Source organism: Mycolicibacterium madagascariense, assembly GCF_010729665.1.
GTDB lineage: Bacteria > Actinomycetota > Actinomycetes > Mycobacteriales > Mycobacteriaceae > Mycobacterium > Mycobacterium madagascariense.
In genome coordinates this window covers 2,481,263-2,498,031 of sequence record NZ_AP022610.1, presented here as the reverse complement: position 1 = coordinate 2,498,031, position 16,769 = coordinate 2,481,263, and the positions used below count along the sequence as shown (strand labels likewise).

Sequence of the window (16,769 nt, the reverse complement as noted above, 5' to 3'; positions counted from 1 at the left end):
CCGGCCCGCGCCGCGCGGGCGCCATCGACGAGGAGTATGCCCCACGATGACCATCGACACCATGATCGCACCCACCCCAGTCGAAAACGACTCGGCGCCAAGCCCGTTCGCTTCGGAGACCCCCTCCGCGGAGCGCAAGGCCCCCGCGAAGCGCGCGTCGGGCAGGAAGACCAGGACGCTCGAGTTGACGCTGACCGTGACCGGCACCGCCGACGGCGAGTGGCGCGCCGAGCTGCGCCAGGGCACCACATTCCTCGCCAAGGACCTCGCGGTCGCGGCCGCCGCCGTCTCGCGAGCGGCGAGGGAACTCCACGAGGACCTCGCCACGCCGATCGACGCGGTGATCGAGGAGGCGCGCGCCCAGCAGGCCGCCAAGATCGCCGCGCTGGAAGCCGAACTGGAGGCGGCGCGCAGGGCGCTCGCCGACCTGGACTGAGGGCGGGGTTCGTCAGCCCGGTAGACGGGCCAACCAGTCCGACTCCCCGTCGACCGGTTGACCGTCGATGACGACGAGCGGTACCCCCGGCTTCGGGAACTGGTGCAGCGCATCGTAGTTGGCGGCAGCGATGGCCCGCGCGTCATAGCCGATCGGCAGGCCGACCCTGATCAGATTCCCGGCCTGCGGCGGCGCGCCCACGGTGTCGGCCACCTGGGCGAGTTGGTCGTTGCCGAGGTCGGTGGCCCCCTTCTCCTTGGGCTGCAGGTCCTTGGAGTAGATGCGCTCGACGAACTGCCACGTCGTGTCACTCGAGCGCGACTGGTCGGCCACCACGTAGGCGGCGTAGATCGCGCGGTCGTCGTACGTGCCGCTGGCCGAACGCTTGTCGAGGAAGTCCACGAAGCGCAGGTTGACGCGCAGCGTCCCGGCAGCCAACCGCCTGGCGATCTCGGCACCCTTGGTCTGCACCATCCGGCCGCTGAACGGGCACAGCGGATCGACGTAGAGGTCGATCTGGCCGAGCGCGTCGGGGTCGCCGATCGAGAGGACGTTGCCGGCCGGCGCGGCCACCGCCGCACGGGCCACTCCCCCGGACGCCCCGCACACCAGCAGGACCGCCAGCACGGCCAGCGCCGCCCCGAGGGCACGCAGCGGACGGTGGGCCAGTGTCGCGGTCATCGCTCCATCATGCCCGCGTCGGCCCCACCCGCTGTGCGCACCGGCACGGAACAAGGGCCCGCCCGACGGCGTTGGACCCGGGCGTTGCGCTAGCCCACCCGACAAGAATCCGAGGAGCGACATGACCACTGGCCGACTCGACGGCGCGATCGCGCTGGTGACGGGTGCCTCCAGCGGCATCGGCTGGGCCGCCGCGCGCGCACTGGCGTCCGAGGGCGCCACGGTCGCCGTGCTGTCCCGGCGCCTCGACCGCCTGCACGATCTGGTGGCGGAGATCGCCGCCGACGGGGGCAGCGCCCGCGCCTACGAGGTGGACGTCACCGATGCGGCCGCGGTCGGCGCCGCCGTACGCGCGGTGGGTGACGAGTTCGGCCGCATCGACGTGCTGGTGAACAACGCGGGCTTCCTCGCGAACGGCCCGGCCGTGGAGGCCGACCTCGACGACTGGCACCGCATGATCGACGTCAACGTCAACGGGGTGCTCAACACCACCCACGCGGCGCTGCCCTACGTGCTGGCCGCCGCGGACGCGGGCCGGGGCGTCGCCGACGTCGTCACGATCAGTTCGGTGGCCGGACGCCGCGTGCCGTCACCCTCCAGCAACGTCTATTCGGCGACCAAGCACGCCGTCGGCGCGTTCTCCGAGGCGCTGCGACAGGAGTTGAGCAGCAAGCGGATTCGGGTCGGGGTGATCGAACCGGGAGTGGTGCGCACCGAGATGACGACCGGCGGGGGCAAGGGCGCCCCCGACGCGACCACGGGAGAGCCGCTGCATCCGGAGGACATCGCCGCCGCGGTCGTCTACATGGTCACCCAGCCGGCCCATGCCGCCGTGAACGAGATCCTGGTGCGGCCCACCGAACAGACGAACTGACCCACGGGCCAATTGGCCACCGCGAGAGCACGATTGGCGGGACCCGCCCGCTGCGATCGACGCGCGGGGAGCCCGGGCACGGTAGGGTGACGCCCATGAGCGTGACCGATCGCCTGCTGGCAGAGCTGCGCACTCACCCGCCGGCAGTGCCCGTCCCCCTCGACGTCGTCGCCCAACGCCTGCAGTGCTCGCCCGACGAGGTGCTGGCGGCCGGCGAAGCGCTGCTGCGCCGCGCGCCCGGTGACGACGAACTGGTGACGGTGATCAAGCGCACCGGTGAGGACGGGGTCGAGGAGTACTTCCTCGCCATGGCGAACGTGCCGCTCAACGACGAACCGGAGCTGACCTAGCCCGACGGGCGTCCGGCTTCGTCACGCCTCGGTCGCGAAGCGGACACGACCGTACGACGGTCCCCGAAAATCGACGGTGGCGTTGTTACCCTCGCCCGGTGCAGGATTCGCCCGGGACCACCGACCCGCGGCCATCGCATCCGATCTCCCGGCGGGACGCCTTGCGGTATGCCGCTGCCGTGTCGGCGCTGGCCGGGTTCGGCGTCGCAGCTGCGGGCACGCCCACCGCGTCGGCCGCCGCCCCCACGCTGATCGACTTCGCGATGCGTCAGCTTGCGGCCCAGGACATCCGGGCCGCCGGGCATTCCGGGGTCATCAACTACGTGTCGACGTCGCGGCCCGGGTCCTCGTTCGGAGCCAAGCCCATCACGCTGCCCTACGCCCAGTCGCTGACCGCGGCGGGCCTGGTGATCGTCAGCAACTACCAGTACGGAAAGCCGGGCGGCACGGCGCCGTCGGACTTCACCCGCGGGTACGCGGGGGGCGTCAGCGACGCGCGCACGGCCTGGCAGCTGCACACCGCCGCCGGTGGCGGGCAGAGCGCCCCCATCTTCTTCAGCGTCGACGACGACATCGACCACAACACGTGGAACACCGTTGCGCTGCAGTGGTTCCGGGGCATCAACTCGGTGATCGGCGTGCAGCGCACCGGCATCTACGGCGGTATCAACGCCTGTCAGTGGGCGACCGCCGACGGCGTGATCGGGCGCTCGCGCTCGCCGGGACGCGTCTGGGCGTGGCAGACGCGCTCGTGGTCGCGCGGCCAGGTCCATCCCGCGGCCGTGCTGTACCAGCGCGTGGTGAGCACGGAGTCGAATCCGGGTCCCGTGGTCGGCGGGCTACCGGTCGACGTCTCCGACGTGCTGGCCCAGGATTGCGGTCAGTGGAACCTGCATCCGTGAGGCGGACGCCGCCCGGTCACTGAAAGATCTTGCCGGGGTTGAGGATTGCGTGTGGGTCGAGTGCCGCCTTGATCGACCGGTGCAGTCCCATGACCGCCGGCGACAGTTCGTGCTCGAGGCCGCGCCGTTTGAGGAGTCCGACGCCGTGCTCGCCGGTGATGGTGCCACCGAGGGCCAGCGCGGCGTCGAGGATGCCGTCGAACGCCGCCTCGATCCGCAGCCACAGGTCGGCGTCGTCGCCGCCGGGGCCGATGATCAGCGGATGCAGGTTGCCGTCACCGGCATGGGCGATGTTCGCAATCTGCACGCCGTGCTCGACGGCCAACGCCTCGATGCGGGCCAGCATCTCCGGAACGTGCTCCCTGGGCACGCACACGTCCTCGGTGATGACCGGTCCCAGCCGCTCGAGCGCCGGGTAGGCCAAACGACGGGCCGAGAACAAGGCATCGGCCTCCTGCGCGTCGGTCGACCGCTCCGCCCACGCCGCTCCGCTGGCGCGAAAGTGCTCGACGATCGCCTCGGCGAGCGCGCTGCCGGTGGGTTCGGGGTCGTCGACCCGCGCGAGCAGCAGGACCTCTCCGGCGGCCGTCAGCCCCATCTGCTTCCACTCGTCGACGGCGCGCAGGCAGAACCGGTCCATCAGTTCGAGCGCCGACGGCGTGATGCCCGCCGCGCCGATCGCCCGGACGGCGGTGCCGGCCGTCACCAGCGAGGGGAAGAAACCCGCCACCGTGATCGGTGCGCTGGGCAGGGTGCGCAGCCGCACCGTGATCTCGGTGACGATGCCCAGCGTGCCCTCCGAGCCGACGAGCAGCCCGACCAGGTCGTAACCGGCGGCGCCCTTGGCGGTCCGGCGTCCCACGCGGACCACCTCGGCCGTACCGGTCACCACCTCGAGTTCGAGCACGTATTCGCGGGTGACGCCGTATTTGACGCAGCACAGCCCGCCCGCGTTGGTCGCGACGTTGCCGCCGAGGGTGGACCACGGTGAGCTCGCCGGGTCGGGCGGGTACCACAGCCCGTACTCGGCCACCGCCGCCCGCAGGTCGTCGTTGACGACCCCGGGTTGAACCACGGCGAGGCGTTCCAGCGGGTCGATCGACACGATCTGCGACATCGCCGCCAGCGACAGCACCACGCACCCGTCGATGGCGTTCGCACCTCCCGACAGTCCGGTGCCCGCGCCGCGCGCCACCACCGGGACCCGGTGTCGCACGCAGATCTCGACGACGCGGCGCACCTCCTCGGTGCTGCGGGCGCGCACGACGGCGGCGGGTCGGCCGACGGGCGCACCGGCGGCCTGATCGCGGCTCAGGCTCCTGGCGACCTCGGGGTCGTCGACGACGCGCCCCGCGGGCAGCGCAGCGTCGAGATCGCGTACGAACGCCGCGGCGGCGGTCTCCGTCGACGGCTGAACCGGTGTCGCCATGCGCTGCCCTCTCCCGCGGTGGCCCGACCCTACGCTGCCGGCACCGACCGCGTGCCGGGTTCGACTCGGGGCATCAGGCCTGTGAGTCGGGGATCGTCGGATCCTCGGCGAAGTCGGGATCCGGGCTGTCGCCGCCCGGCCCGGTCACGGTGTCGGTCTCGTCGGATTCGTCGGTGCGACGCTGATCCAGGGGTTCGGTCATGTGTCGGGTCTACCCGCCTCGCCGACCGCGAACCGTCTTCGGTTCCGCGTACGCATTCCGGTTCGGAACCCCGTGAACGGGGCACCCCCCGACAGACGCGCGCCGGGATCCGGTCCCCGCGGTCGACGAGGGAGGACGATCAGATGACGATGCCCAGTGACGCCGCCGACGCGATTCCCGCCGCGGGATCCAACGAAGGCCCCCGCGACCACGAGGGTGTCGACACCGAACACCAGGCCTACGTCGACGAGGACAACGTGCCCCATCCCGGGGACGCCAACGAGACCGACTGAGCGCCGCTCAGAGTCCGACGCTGCCCTGCATGATGCCGCCGTCGACGACCACCGTCGTCGCGGTCATGTAGCCGGCCTTCCCCGACGCCAGGAACACGACGACGTCGGCGATGTCGTCGGGTTGGGCCATCCGTCGCAGCGGGATGGCGGCCTTCAGCTTCTTCATCTTCTCGGGGTCGTCCTCGGTGGAGGCGTTGATGGGGGTGGCGACGGCACCCGGGGCGATGTTGACGACGCGGATTCCGTGCTCCCCCAACTCGACTCCCGCGGTGCGCGTCAGCATCCTGATCCCGCCCTTGGCCACGCAGTAGGCGATGTTGCCGGGCATCGGCCAGTCTTCGTGCACCGAGGAGATGTTCAGCACCAGGCCGCCGCCGCCCTGGCTGATGAACTGCTTCGCCGCGATCTGGGTGCCGAAGAACGCGCTCTTCATGTCCACCGCGAGGACCTTGTCGAAGTCGTCCTCGGTGGTGTCGAGCAGCGACGTGCGGGTCTCGATGCCCGCGTTGTTGACCAGGACGTCGAGTCGCCCGTAGGTGTCGACGGCCTTCTGAATCATGGTGTGCAAGTCCGCCGGTCGGGACACGTCCGCCTCGACGCCGACGGCGTGACCGCCCGCGGCCTCGACCTTGTCGATCAGCGACGTGGTCTCGTCGGGATGTGACACGTAGTCGACGACGACGTTCGCGCCCTCCGCGGCCGCGGCCAGCACGATGGCCTCACCGATGCCGCTGTTTCCGCCAGTGACGACGATCGACGTGTCCCGCAGCAACATGTTGTACTCCTGACCGCACCGCCATGTCCGACACCGCCGTGTCCCCCATTCGCGGTCGACTCAAACGCAAGGGCGACAACCGGATTCATCTCGGTCCCACCGTCGACGTCAAGCAACCTCACAGCAAGATGCCGTTACGCCAACCGCTTTCGGCACCGATGGCATGATCGGCAGATGGCCCGCATCGAGGATTACGCCCTGCTCGGAGATCTCCAGACCGCGGCGCTGGTGAGCACGGCGGGGTCGATCGACTGGTTGTGCCTGCCCCGATTCGACTCACCGGCGTGCTTCGCCGCACTGCTGGACACCCCCGACGCCGGGCACTGGTCGGTGGCCCCGGCCGCCGGCGGTACCTGCACGAGACGGCGCTACGTCGAGGACACGATGGTGCTCGACACCGAGTGGGTCACCCCGGAGGGAACGGTGCGGGTGATCGACTTCATGCCGCCGCGCGGGCACGCCCCCGACGTCGTGCGCATCGTCGAAGGCGTCCACGGTGCCGTCGCGATGCGCTCGGACCTGACGTTGCGCTTCGAATACGGCCGGGTGGTGCCCTGGGTCCGCCACCACGATGATCGGGTCGAGGCCGTCGCGGGCCCCAACCGGGTCCGGTTGCGCACCCCGGCGCCCACCGAGGGACGCGACATGAGCACCGTCTCGGAGTTCACCGTGCGCGCCGGGGACCGGGTGCCCTTCGTCCTGACCTGGAATCCGAGCCACGAGCCACCGCCCAAGGTGGTCGACGCCGAACGGGCGCTAACGGAAACGCTGCGGTTCTGGACCGATTGGACGCAGCGCGGCAATCACATTCGCGGACCGTACCGCCACGCGATCAGCCGATCGCTGCTGACGCTCAAGGCGCTGACCTACGATCCGACCGGCGGGATCGTGGCCGCCGCGACGACCTCGCTGCCCGAACAGATTGGCGGCGGCCGCAATTGGGACTACCGCTACTGCTGGCTGAGGGATTCCACCTACACCCTGCAGGCGTTGATCGCCGCGGGTTACCTCACCGAGGCCAAGGCCTGGCGCGAGTGGCTGCTGCGCGCCGTCGCCGGCGAGCCCGCCGACCTGAAGATCATGTACGCCCTGGACGGAACCCGTTACGTTCCGGAGTCCGAATTGCCGTGGCTCGCAGGGTATGAGGGCTCCCGGCCCGTGCGCACCGGCAACGCCGCCTCCGATCAATTGCAGCTCGACGTGTGGGGCGAGACGCTCGACGGGTTGGCGCTGGCACGCAACGCCGGACTCGCCAGCCGTGACGATGCCTGGGACCTGCAGGTCGCCCTGATGAACCATCTCGAGGGCGCCTGGGATCAACCGGACAATGGACTGTGGGAGATGCGCGGCGCGCGTAGGCATTTCACCCACTCGAAGGTGCTGGCGTGGGTGGGCGCCAATCGCATGGCCGAGGCCGTGCGCACCCACCCCGAACTGGACGGCCCGGCGGACCGCTGGGCGGCCCTCGCCGACACCATCCACGCCGACGTCCTGGCCCACGGCTTCGACGCCGAACGCAACACCTTCACCCAGTCCTACGGCGCCCCCGGCCTGGACGCGGCGCTGTTGATGATCCCGCGCGTGGGGTTCCTGCCTCCGCAGGACCCGCGTGTGCTGGGCACCATCACGGCGATCCAGAACGGGCTGACCGAGGACGGCTTGGTCAAACGCTATGACACCACCGACTCCGACGATGGGCTGTCCGGCGGCGAGGGGTTGTTCCTGGCGTGCTCGTTCTGGCTGGTGGACGCCCTGCATCTGGCCGGACGCACGCCCGAGGCCACCGCGCTGTTCGAGCGGCTGCTCAGCCTGCGCAACGACGTCGGACTGCTCAGCGAGGAATGGGACCCCGAGGCCGGGCGACTGCTCGGCAACACGCCACAGGCCTTCAGTCATTTCCCGCTCGTCACCAGCGCCCTGCAATTGCATGCCGGTCGTGGACACCACAGCAGTCAGGCCATCGCCGTCGACGGCACCGAAGGGACGCCCACGACGGGGCCGTGAACCGGCAATCGGTTCACGGCCCCGTTGGTCCCGTCCGTCGCGCCCGGGGTGGGCGTGGCTGCGGTCAGCGGATCGCGTGGCGCAGGCGGATCGCGGCGCTGACGATCAGCGCGATCACCGCGCCGACCACCGCTGCGCCGAGCAGCGAAATGCCCTGTGCCAGATCGAAGTTCCACGCGATGAAGTTGATCTTCGTGTGTATCGTGTTCTGCAGGACGAACACCAGCAGGGCGATGGCCAGCACGGCGGCGATCACCAGTGCGAAACGGGAGGCCAGGCCTCCACGACGACGCGTCGAGGCGCCATCGGTGTGATGAGTGGACATGTTCTCTTCTCCTTGGGTGTGAGTGGGTGGGGGTTGGTCAACGCTGGCGATTGCGCTGTGAGCGGCGCTCGTCGATCTTGTGGCGGATGACGCCCCAGGTGACGCGGCCGAGTCCCTCGAACAGTCGGCTGACGATTCCTCGCCGTTTACTCATCGGATCTCCTCCTTTGTGCAGCTCACTGCTGCGTGCGAAGGTGTAGTCGGGCGTCGCGGCCAAAACAGCACTGCCGCATCGGGTGATCTCGTTCACACCGGCCGGCGAGCAGGGTGGGCACGTGAGCGACGAGGAGAAATGAGAACGGGGGCAGGCAGTCTCGCTTTCCGCGGACTGCCTGCCCCCGTGGGGTCGATCGGTTATTGCGCGCCGAATTGGATGCCGAGGTTGACCTCACCGATCGCCTGCTGGACCAGATTGATCGCATTCTCCCGATGGCCGCCCTTGTCGGGGACCGCGACCCGCAATTCGTTCAGCGACTGCTGCAAATCGTCTCGGGCATTGAACATGTGGCCTTGGAACGCGTACGCCGTTCCGGCGCCGAGGCCGGTGAAACCGACCGCCATGACCACTGCCCCGACTGTCAACCGCAACGCAGACATGTGCATCCGGCCGCTCCTCTCCCTTGGTGAAACGTCGACGGGAACCGACGCTAAAGTGCCTGCGCCGGTTGGGCGGCCACGTCCGCGATATCTTCAGCAAATCTTCAACGTCGGTGCCTCGGCACCCCGGCCGTCTGAGGACTTGCTGCGAATGTCGGTCACTTCAGCCGGTCTTCAGGTTCGCCGATCACGGTGGTGACATGTCGTTCACGCCACCGAGCACCGCTGCGCTGACCCGTCGGAGGTAGCGATGCCCACCCAGTCCGTCCAGTGGAACGCCACGGCGCGCATGCTGCGCCGGGCCGGTTTCGGCACGTCCGGTCCGGCCGTCGACGCCGCAGTGGACCAGGACTGGGCGACCCGCATCGCACAGGCGTTGGCCGCCGATCCCGACGCCGATCCGGGTGCGCGCGCGACCCCGATGCCGACCTTCGATACGCCGCCACCGCCGGGCAAGGCGGCTTCCCAGGCGGTCCGCCAGCAGCACAACCGCGTGCTCGGGGCGCAGAAGTCGCAGCTCACCCAATGGTGGATACGCCGCATGACGGCCGTCGACGACCCGATCCACGAGAAGCTGACGCTGTTGTGGCACAACCACTTCGCCACCTCAGCGGCCAAGGTGCGGATGGCGGCGTGGATGGGCGCGCAGAACCAGAAGCTGCGCACGCTCAAGCTCGGCGACTTTCGCACCATGGCCTACGCCATGCTGACCGACGCCGCGATGATGCAGTGGTTGGACGCCCAGACCAATACCGCCAAGTCCGCCAACGAGAATCTCGCGCGGGAATTCATGGAGTTGTTCGCCCTCGGGCACGGCAACGGCTACACCGAGTCCGACGTACGCAGCGGAGCGCGCGCGCTCACCGGATGGGTGCTCGGCGACGGGGATCCGCGCCTGGTGCCCCGGCGGCACGACGCCACCGCCGAGACCTTCCTCGGCGTCACCGGCCCGCTCGGAGCCGCCGAGTTCTGCGACACCGTCCTCGCCCAACCCGCATCGGCCGGCTACGTCACCGGTCGGTTGTGGCAGCAGTTGGCCAGTCAGACGGCGCCTTCGGCGGCCGCGTCGGCCCGGCTGGTCGCGGCCTACGGGCCGGGGCGCGACCTCGACGCGCTCACCCATGCGATCCTCACCGACGAGGAGTTCACCACGGCGCGACCCGGTCTGGTCAACACGCCCGTCGAATGGCTGGTCGGGGTGGCACGATCGCTGCGCGTGCCGATGGACGACCAACGCGCCAAGACCGCCGTCCAGGTGCTGAAAACGCTTGGGCAGCAACCCTTCTACCCACCAGACGTCGGCGGCTGGCCGCATGGCCGGGTGTGGCTGTCCACCGTCAGCGCCGGCGTGCGCCTGTCGACGGCCGCCGCGCTGGCGGCGGTGGGCGACCTCTCCACCGTCGAGCAGGCGGCGCCGTCGGACCGCATCGACGCCGCCGGTTACCTCATCGGCATCGGGGACTGGACGGACCGTTCCGTCACGGCCCTCGCGCCACTGCAGGGCAATCCGGCCAAGCTGGTCGCCGCGGCGGTCAACACCCCCGAATACCTGACGTCGTGAGCGAGGACCCATGCCGCAACTGAATCGCCGAACGTTCCTGCGCGCCAGTGCGGGCGTCGGCGCGCTGGGTCTGCTGTCGGGCGCGGCGGCGGTGTCGTGGCCGGAGTTGATGGACGCCGCCCACCGACGGCCTCTGGCGCAGGGTGACGGCATCGCGGTCATCGTCACCCTGTACGGCGGGAACGACGGCATCAACACCCTGATCCCCTACTCGGACAACGCCTATCACGACGCTCGGCCCGATCTGGCCTACGCGCCCGGTGACGTGTTGCACCTCGACGACCAGCTGGGCCTGAACCCGGCGCTCAAGGGTCTGCACGCGGCGTGGGGGGACGGGAACCTCGCGATCGTGCGCGGCGTCAGCTATCCCAAGCCCGACCACAGCCACTTCCGGTCGATGGACATCTGGCAGACCGCGTCGCCCGACGAGCCCACCAGCACCGGGTGGATCGGGCGCTGGTTGGACAGCACCGGCGACGATCCGCTGCGCGCCGTCAACGTCGGAGCCGTGCTCCCGCCGATGGCGGTGGGCGAGAAGGCCACCGCCGCCGCGCTGTCGACCACGACCACCGCCGCCTCGGCGGGTCGGTTCGCCGCCACGATCGCCGCGCTGAGCGCCCCCGACGGACGTGATACCGACGTCATGTCCGCCGTCGCGGCGTCCTACCGCACCACCCAGGACGCCGACAAGGCCCTTGCGCACCTTGGTCAATCCGACGCCGGCCGCAAGGGCAACCCGCTGGCCGCTCAGCTCGACGTGGTCGCCAAGGCGATCACCTCGGGTGTGCCCAGCCGCGTCTACATGGTGTCGCTGGGAGGTTTCGACACCCACGCCGACGAACGCGGCAGGCAGCAGCGACTGCTGCAGACCTTCGACGAGGCCGTCACTGCGTTCCTGCACACGATGGCCGCCGACCCGCACGGCAAGGACGTCGTCGTGCTGGCCTACTCCGAGTTCGGTCGACGGGTGCACGCCAACGCCTCGCAGGGCACCGATCACGGCACGGCCGGTCCCGTGTTCGTCGCCGGTCTCCCCGTGCGCGGCGGGTTCCACGGCGACGAGCCGAGCCTCACCGACCTCGACGACGGAGACCTCAAGACCACCACGGACTTTCGCGACGTCTACTACGACGTCCTCACCCACACGCTGGGCGCGGATCCCACTCCGGTGGTGGGCCCCGGCCGAAGGGGTCTAGGGCTGCTGTGACCGTCCCGGGTCGGCAGAGCGTGGCCCCGGCCCGAGACCGATGGGCAGCACGAGTTCGAACACCGCACCTCGCGTGCCGGGCGCGGGTGCGCAGCACCGCACGTCGCCGCCGTGCGCCCGGGCGATGCCGCGCGCGATCGTCAGGCCGAGACCCACTCCCTTGCCGCTGCTGCGTGCGACGTCCAGGCGCACCAAACGGTCGAAGATCTCCTCGCGCTGGGCTTCCGGTACCCCGGGGCCCCGGTCGGTCACCGTCACCGTCACCACCGTGGGACTGGCCGACACCAGCACGTGCACCGTCTCCCCCGCCGGGGTGACGGCGCAGGCATTGTTGACGAGGTTGGCCACCACCTGACCGATCCGAGCCGCATCCGCCCACGCCACGGTCGGCGGACCCTGCACCACCACCCGGGCCCGCGGCACCACCAGCATCGCTCGCTCGGCCTGTTCGACGCAGATCCGGCGGATGTCGACCGATTCCTTGGACAGCCTCAACCCGGTGTCGATGCGCGCCAGGTCCAACAGGTCCTCGACCAGGCGTCCCGCATGGCGGGCTTCACGCCCGAGAGCCAGCAGCAGCTTCTGCTGTTGGGGCGCAACGGTTCCCGGCAGCGCCAACGCCGCCTCGGCCGCCGCGCCGATGCCCGCGATCGGCGTCCTCAGCTCATGGGCGGCGTCGGCCACGAACCGGCGCAGGGCCCGTTCGGAGCTCAGAGCCCGCCGCTCAGCCCCCTCGAGCGCATCGAGCATGTCGTCGAATGCCGCTGCGGCACGGCCCAACTCGGCTTCATCGCCCGCATTGAGCCGCTGACCGCGCCGACCGCCGGCGATGTCGCGGGCCAGCGCGGTCATCCGATCCAGCGGGGCCAATGCCACCCGCGCCACCCACGGCATCACGATCAGCACCAGGACGGCGACCACCGCCGCCACGATCAGCAATGGACCGAACAGCAGGGAGCGCGCCGGAGCGTCGAACTGCAGGGTCAGCCGCGCCCCGGCCAGCGGCGGTCCGGCAGCGTCGAGCGCGATCGTGCGCGTGCGCGCCGGGGACCGCGCATCCAGCTCGCCGAGCCGCCGACCGCCGGCCAGCGTCAGGGCCGCCCGCACCGAGCCGGACTGCACGCGAGCCACCAGGTCGCGCGGCGCGGTATTGTTTGCCGCCAATTGACCGGCCGACTGTTCGGCGGCGTCGAGCGCCCTGTCCGCGGCCCGGTCGAGCAGCACCGGCGTGATCGCGAACGTCAGTCCGACGACCGCCAGCAGGGCCGCCAGGGACACCGCCACCGCGCCGACGGTGACGCGGCGTTTCAGCGAGCCGCGCCACGACGGTGACGGCAGTGAGCCGCCCGGTGGCCGTGCCGTCACCGATCGTCTTCCCGCAGCACGTAACCCATGCCGCGCACGGTGTGCAGGAGCCGGCTGCCGTGCGCCTCCAGCTTGCGTCGCAGGGCGCTGATGTTGACCTCGACCAGGTTGGGACCGTAGGCGTCGAAACCCCATATCGCTGAGAGGATCTGGGGCTTGCCGAGGACTGCGCCGCGGTTCTCGGCGAGGTACTGCAGCAGCCGGAACTCCGTCGCGGTCAGGGTGATCGTCGCATCGCCACGGCGTACCGTCGCCGCGACCGGGTCCACGACGAGATCACCCACGGTGATCACGGCCGGTAGCCGTCCCATTCGGCGCAGCAGCGCGTTGACCCGCGCGGCGAGCTCCGCCAGGACGAATGGCTTCGTCACGTAATCGTCAGCGCCAGAGGACAAGCCGCGCAAGCGATCCCCGACGCCGTCGCGGGCGGTCAGCATCACCACCCCGGCGCGCGACCGCGACCTCACCACGGCGAGCAGGGCGAACCCGTCGCGGTGGGGCAGCATCACGTCCAAGATGACGACGTCGGGCCGAAACTCGCTCAGGTCGCGTTCGAGGTGGTCGCCATCCGCGCGTACCAGGACGCGGTAGCCCGCGCCCGTGAGCACCGATTGCACCGCGATCGCGATCGTCTCGGCATCCTCGATCACCAACACGCCGGCCGGTTCGGCGCCGGCACGACCGCTCACGCCGCGCTCCCCCACGGGTTCCGGGCACGCGATGGTCGGTCACCGGCCATCCGCGCAGACCTTCCACCGTCCGTCGATCGAGCGCAGTTCGAAGATTCGCGTGGTGCGCTCCCGTGGTGTCGCCGACTGGTACTGGACGACGTCGGCGTGGGCGGTGTCACCGTCCAGGATGATGCGACCGATCCCCGCGTCGATCGGATACTGCCCCGTCTCGAGGGCTTGGGCGTGCGCGCGGCTCCAGCTGGCGAAGGTGTCGTGCTGATACCGGTCGTGGACGGCACCGCACGTCATCCCCCGCAGCACGGCGAGATTGCCGTTCTGCACGGCGTGGTCATAGTGCTCGATGACCCCGCGCACCCGCTGGGTGACCGCCGCGGTCCTGGCCTGCTCGGCAGAAAACTCGGCATGGCGCCACCCGAGGCCGACGGCGACGACGAGCAGGACCCCCACCACCCCCGCGATCACCCCCCAGCGCCATCGGCGCGCGGGCGCCGCGCGCACGGGGGTGGACGCCACGGTCCGGTCGTCGAGCACCGTGGTGACCGTTGACCCGTCGGTCCGGGGGCCGTCGTGCGAGACGAGTCGCGCCGTGGCGGCCGTTCGCGCCGCGACCGTCGGCGCACCCGGTGCGAGCCCGTCCACCGCGGCGCGCGCCGCCGCCGCCAACTCCACCGCCGAGGAGAACCGTCGGGCCGGTTCCTTGGCCATCCCGACGGCGATCACGTCGTCGAACGCCGTGCCGAGTTCGGGCCGCACGTCCGACGGACGCGGGGGCGCGGTGAGGATGTGTCCCATGATCTGCTGCTGCAGCGTGTCGCCACCGAACGGGCGCTCGCCCGTCAGGCATTGGTACAGGACGCACGTCAGGGAGTAGACGTCCGAGCGTTCGTCGGCGGCGCCGGTGTCGAATCGTTCCGGTGCCATGTAGGCCAGGGTGCCCATCGTCTGGCCCGCACTGGTGAGTCGAGTCGCGTCCACGCTGCGGGCCAACCCGAAGTCGATGAGATAGGCGAAGTCGCGGTCGCCGACCAGGATGTTGGACGGCTTGACGTCGCGGTGCACCAGCCCGGCTCGATGGGCCGCATCCAGGGCCGTCGCCACCTGCTCGACGAGGCCGACCGCGCGTTGTGGGGCAAGCACTTCCGCCCGCAGCAGGCCGTCGAGGTCGGTGCCCTCGATGAGCCGCATGTCGACGTACAGTCGCCCGTCGATCTCACCGAAGTCGTGGATGGGGACGACGTGCGGTTCGTTCAGCCGGGCCACGGCGTGCGCCTCGTGCCGGAACCGTCGTTGGAAGTCGGCGTCGCCCGCCACTTCCGGGGGCAACAACTTCAACGCGACCTCGCGCTGGGTTCCGGTGTCATAGGCCCGGAAGACCTGCCCCATCCCGCCTCGGCCCAGCAGGTCGAGCAGCCGGTAGCGCCCGAATGCCGTCGTCTGCACGCGGCCTCCTTCGATCCGAGCGTTGCCGTGCGCTCGCTCGACCCATGACGATCGCGGGGTTCGAGCAACACCATAGGCGGGGAAGCTTCACGCGAGGTGCGGATCCGCTCCACGCCGGTGCGCAGGAGTGCTCGTCGACACCGCAGATGAGCTGGTCATCGGCCACCGGTACACCCGAGGCGCTCCGAGTCTGCGAATTGGCTTGGAACTAGCCATGAGTCACCATTGGGGCCGCCCTGCCCGCGCTGTGGCCCAGGGGCGTTTGACCATATCGCCTGAGGGAAGTTCTGTACGGCGAGATCCGCCGTCGGCGGGCCCTTCCAGACAGGAACCGAACGCGTTGAGCATCGATCGAACCCACCCCGATCCGCGCCGTCAGGGCGGTTGGCTGCCCAGTGAGCAAGACGGGCTCGAAGCGTGGTTGCGCGGACACCGCGACCGTGCGCAGGAGAACGGCGAGCGGCCGTGGCACCCCGTCCTCGTCGAATTTCAGCGCCTCATCGACGACGACCCGGTGGTGCGCATGTATCTGGAGAAGATGATCGCTCAGGTGCCCAGCGGGCGTACCTATCGCGACCGGCACGTCGAGGACCTACCCCAACTGCTGCGGCTCATCAACGAAGTCCTCACCGTTGCACCAGAATTCGGCCCCAACGCGGTCGTCACCCCGCTGGGCGCGATCTTCGACTGGTCGATGGGCACTCCCGCCGGCCACTCGGCGTTCCGCGACCCCCGCGTCAACGCCATGCTCAAGAAGCTGCTGACCGCATGGTGCGAATTCCTCAGCGGCCCCGACTCCCGCTACGTCCTGAACGATTCGTCGTCGGGGTGGCTCGGGTCCGATGCGCAGAAGGCCGTAGGTCTCGACGAATTCGAGTACGACCCCGACGCCGAGTACGGCGGATTCACCTCGTGGAACGACTTCTTCACCCGCACCTTCAAGCCCGGGCGGCGGCCGGTAGCCCATCCCGACGACGATTCGGTGATCGTCAGCGCCTGCGAGTCCACGCCATACCGCATCGCCACCGACGTGTCCCGCCAGGATCGGTTCTGGGTGAAGGGCCAGCCGTATTCGGTGGCCGACCTGCTGGCCAACGATCCCGTCGTCGACGAATTGGTCGGTGGCACGGTCTATCAGGCCTTCCTGAGCGCGATGAACTTCCACCGCTGGCACAGCCCGATCAGCGGCACGATCGAGCGCGCCTACCTGTTGGACGGGACCTACTACTCGGAGTCCGACGAGCAGGGTCCCGACGCGCTGCAGCCCACGCAGTCGCAGTCCTACCTCGCCCACGTGTCGGCCCGCGCGGTGATCGTCATCAACGCCGACAATCCCGTCATCGGCCGCATGGCGTTCGTCGCCGTCGGCATGAGCGAGGTGTCCTCCTGCCTGATCGACGACGCCGTCCACCCCGGCGCGCACGTCACCAAGGGGCAAGAACTGGGCTACTTCCAGTTCGGCGGGTCCACCCACTGCCTGATCTTCCGGCCCGGCGCCATCGGTGAATTCGCCCTGCCGGCCATCCCCCAACCCAACGACCCGAACGCCCCGCTGGTCTTGGTGAACTCGCATCTGGCGACGGCCGCGGCGGGTGGTGAGGGGTAGGGGGCGGGGTAGACCGGGGTGGGCGTGGGG

General features: G+C 70.1%; 19 protein-coding genes. 9 read left to right on the top strand and 10 right to left on the bottom strand.

From position 1 onward, the window contains the following. Positions 1–46: 46 nt before the first annotated feature. On the top strand, positions 47–436 hold the full coding sequence (locus tag G6N60_RS11945) for a DUF6319 family protein (RefSeq protein WP_163737039.1): 390 nt from the start codon (positions 47–49) through the stop codon (positions 434–436). A gap of 12 nt (positions 437–448) precedes the next feature. Here the strand turns inward: G6N60_RS11945 and G6N60_RS11940 are convergent, their stop codons facing one another. Further along, positions 449–1,117 (bottom strand): DsbA family protein, encoded by a 669-nt coding sequence (locus G6N60_RS11940; RefSeq protein WP_163737035.1) that lies wholly within the window; start codon positions 1,115–1,117, stop codon positions 449–451. A 121-nt stretch (positions 1,118–1,238) separates the two neighbouring features. On the opposite strand from G6N60_RS11940, the gene G6N60_RS11935 reads away from it, so the two are divergent. The 3 genes from G6N60_RS11935 (at position 1,239) to G6N60_RS11925 (ending at position 3,243) form a co-directional block, all read left to right on the top strand. Next, positions 1,239–1,991, top strand: coding sequence for an SDR family oxidoreductase (locus G6N60_RS11935; RefSeq protein ID WP_163737032.1), 753 nt, complete (start codon positions 1,239–1,241; stop codon positions 1,989–1,991). 95 nt (positions 1,992–2,086) lie between these two features. Beyond that, positions 2,087–2,341, top strand: a complete 255-nt coding sequence (locus tag G6N60_RS11930) for a hypothetical protein (protein ID WP_163737029.1) — start codon at positions 2,087–2,089, stop codon at positions 2,339–2,341. A 143-nt stretch (positions 2,342–2,484) separates the two neighbouring features. After that, positions 2,485–3,243 carry a DUF1906 domain-containing protein gene (locus tag G6N60_RS11925; RefSeq protein ID WP_163743835.1) on the top strand — a complete coding sequence of 253 codons (759 nt, stop codon included), beginning with the start codon at positions 2,485–2,487 and terminating at the stop codon, positions 3,241–3,243. A 16-nt stretch (positions 3,244–3,259) separates the two neighbouring features. Here G6N60_RS11925 and G6N60_RS11920 read toward each other — a convergent pair whose 3' ends face one another. Then, positions 3,260–4,672, bottom strand: coding sequence for an FAD-binding oxidoreductase (locus G6N60_RS11920; protein ID WP_163737026.1), 1,413 nt, complete (start codon positions 4,670–4,672; stop codon positions 3,260–3,262). Positions 4,673–4,745: 73 nt separating this feature from the next. Continuing rightward, positions 4,746–4,874 (bottom strand): hypothetical protein, encoded by a 129-nt coding sequence (locus G6N60_RS28885; RefSeq protein WP_263992426.1) that lies wholly within the window; start codon positions 4,872–4,874, stop codon positions 4,746–4,748. Between the two features lie 143 nt (positions 4,875–5,017). Here G6N60_RS28885 and G6N60_RS28135 point away from each other — a divergent pair, with 143 nt between their 5' ends. Further along, entirely contained in the window at positions 5,018–5,167 is a 150-nt protein-coding gene (locus G6N60_RS28135) for a hypothetical protein (protein ID WP_170312556.1), read from the top strand. A gap of 7 nt (positions 5,168–5,174) precedes the next feature. On the opposite strand, the gene G6N60_RS11915 is transcribed toward G6N60_RS28135, so the two are convergent. Continuing rightward, positions 5,175–5,942 (bottom strand): SDR family NAD(P)-dependent oxidoreductase, encoded by a 768-nt coding sequence (locus tag G6N60_RS11915; protein WP_163737022.1) that lies wholly within the window; start codon positions 5,940–5,942, stop codon positions 5,175–5,177. Positions 5,943–5,951: 9 nt separating this feature from the next. Between G6N60_RS11915 and G6N60_RS11910 the strand changes: the two genes are divergently transcribed. Further along, complete coding sequence (locus G6N60_RS11910) at positions 5,952–7,946, top strand: glycoside hydrolase family 15 protein (protein WP_276028222.1); 1,995 nt, start codon at positions 5,952–5,954, stop codon at positions 7,944–7,946. 64 nt (positions 7,947–8,010) lie between these two features. Here the strand turns inward: G6N60_RS11910 and G6N60_RS11905 are convergent, their stop codons facing one another. From G6N60_RS11905 to G6N60_RS11895, 3 genes are all read right to left on the bottom strand, one after another. Beyond that, on the bottom strand, positions 8,011–8,271 hold the full coding sequence (locus G6N60_RS11905) for a lipopolysaccharide assembly protein LapA domain-containing protein (protein ID WP_163737016.1): 261 nt from the start codon (positions 8,269–8,271) through the stop codon (positions 8,011–8,013). Positions 8,272–8,308: 37 nt separating this feature from the next. After that, the gene (locus G6N60_RS11900) at positions 8,309–8,521 is read right to left on the bottom strand and encodes a hypothetical protein (protein ID WP_163737014.1); all 213 of its coding nucleotides are present in this window, start codon (positions 8,519–8,521) and stop codon (positions 8,309–8,311) included. Positions 8,522–8,625: 104 nt separating this feature from the next. Further along, positions 8,626–8,832, bottom strand: coding sequence for a hypothetical protein (locus G6N60_RS11895; protein WP_163743833.1), 207 nt, complete (start codon positions 8,830–8,832; stop codon positions 8,626–8,628). 286 nt (positions 8,833–9,118) lie between these two features. Between G6N60_RS11895 and G6N60_RS11890 the strand changes: the two genes are divergently transcribed. Next, entirely contained in the window at positions 9,119–10,429 is a 1,311-nt protein-coding gene (locus G6N60_RS11890; protein ID WP_163737010.1) for a DUF1800 family protein, read from the top strand. A 10-nt stretch (positions 10,430–10,439) separates the two neighbouring features. Beyond that, the gene (locus tag G6N60_RS11885; protein WP_163737007.1) at positions 10,440–11,636 is read left to right on the top strand and encodes a DUF1501 domain-containing protein; all 1,197 of its coding nucleotides are present in this window, start codon (positions 10,440–10,442) and stop codon (positions 11,634–11,636) included. On the opposite strand, the gene G6N60_RS11880 is transcribed toward G6N60_RS11885, so the two are convergent. From G6N60_RS11880 to G6N60_RS11870, 3 genes are read right to left on the bottom strand one after another with little or no spacing between them, the layout of a single operon-like run. Next, positions 11,622–13,001, bottom strand: coding sequence for a HAMP domain-containing sensor histidine kinase (locus G6N60_RS11880; RefSeq protein WP_197746933.1), 1,380 nt, complete (start codon positions 12,999–13,001; stop codon positions 11,622–11,624). The two genes, G6N60_RS11885 and G6N60_RS11880, sit on opposite strands and share 15 nt — an antisense overlap. Then, positions 12,998–13,690, bottom strand: a complete 693-nt coding sequence (locus G6N60_RS11875) for a response regulator transcription factor (RefSeq protein WP_163737004.1) — start codon at positions 13,688–13,690, stop codon at positions 12,998–13,000. Before G6N60_RS11875 ends, G6N60_RS11880 begins: the two co-directional genes overlap by 4 nt. Before the next feature lie 39 nt (positions 13,691–13,729). Next, the gene (locus G6N60_RS11870; RefSeq protein WP_163737001.1) at positions 13,730–15,133 is read right to left on the bottom strand and encodes a serine/threonine-protein kinase; all 1,404 of its coding nucleotides are present in this window, start codon (positions 15,131–15,133) and stop codon (positions 13,730–13,732) included. Between the two features lie 340 nt (positions 15,134–15,473). Between G6N60_RS11870 and G6N60_RS11865 the strand changes: the two genes are divergently transcribed. After that, positions 15,474–16,739 (top strand): phosphatidylserine decarboxylase family protein, encoded by a 1,266-nt coding sequence (locus tag G6N60_RS11865; RefSeq protein WP_163736998.1) that lies wholly within the window; start codon positions 15,474–15,476, stop codon positions 16,737–16,739. The last annotated feature ends 30 nt before the right edge of the window (positions 16,740–16,769 follow it).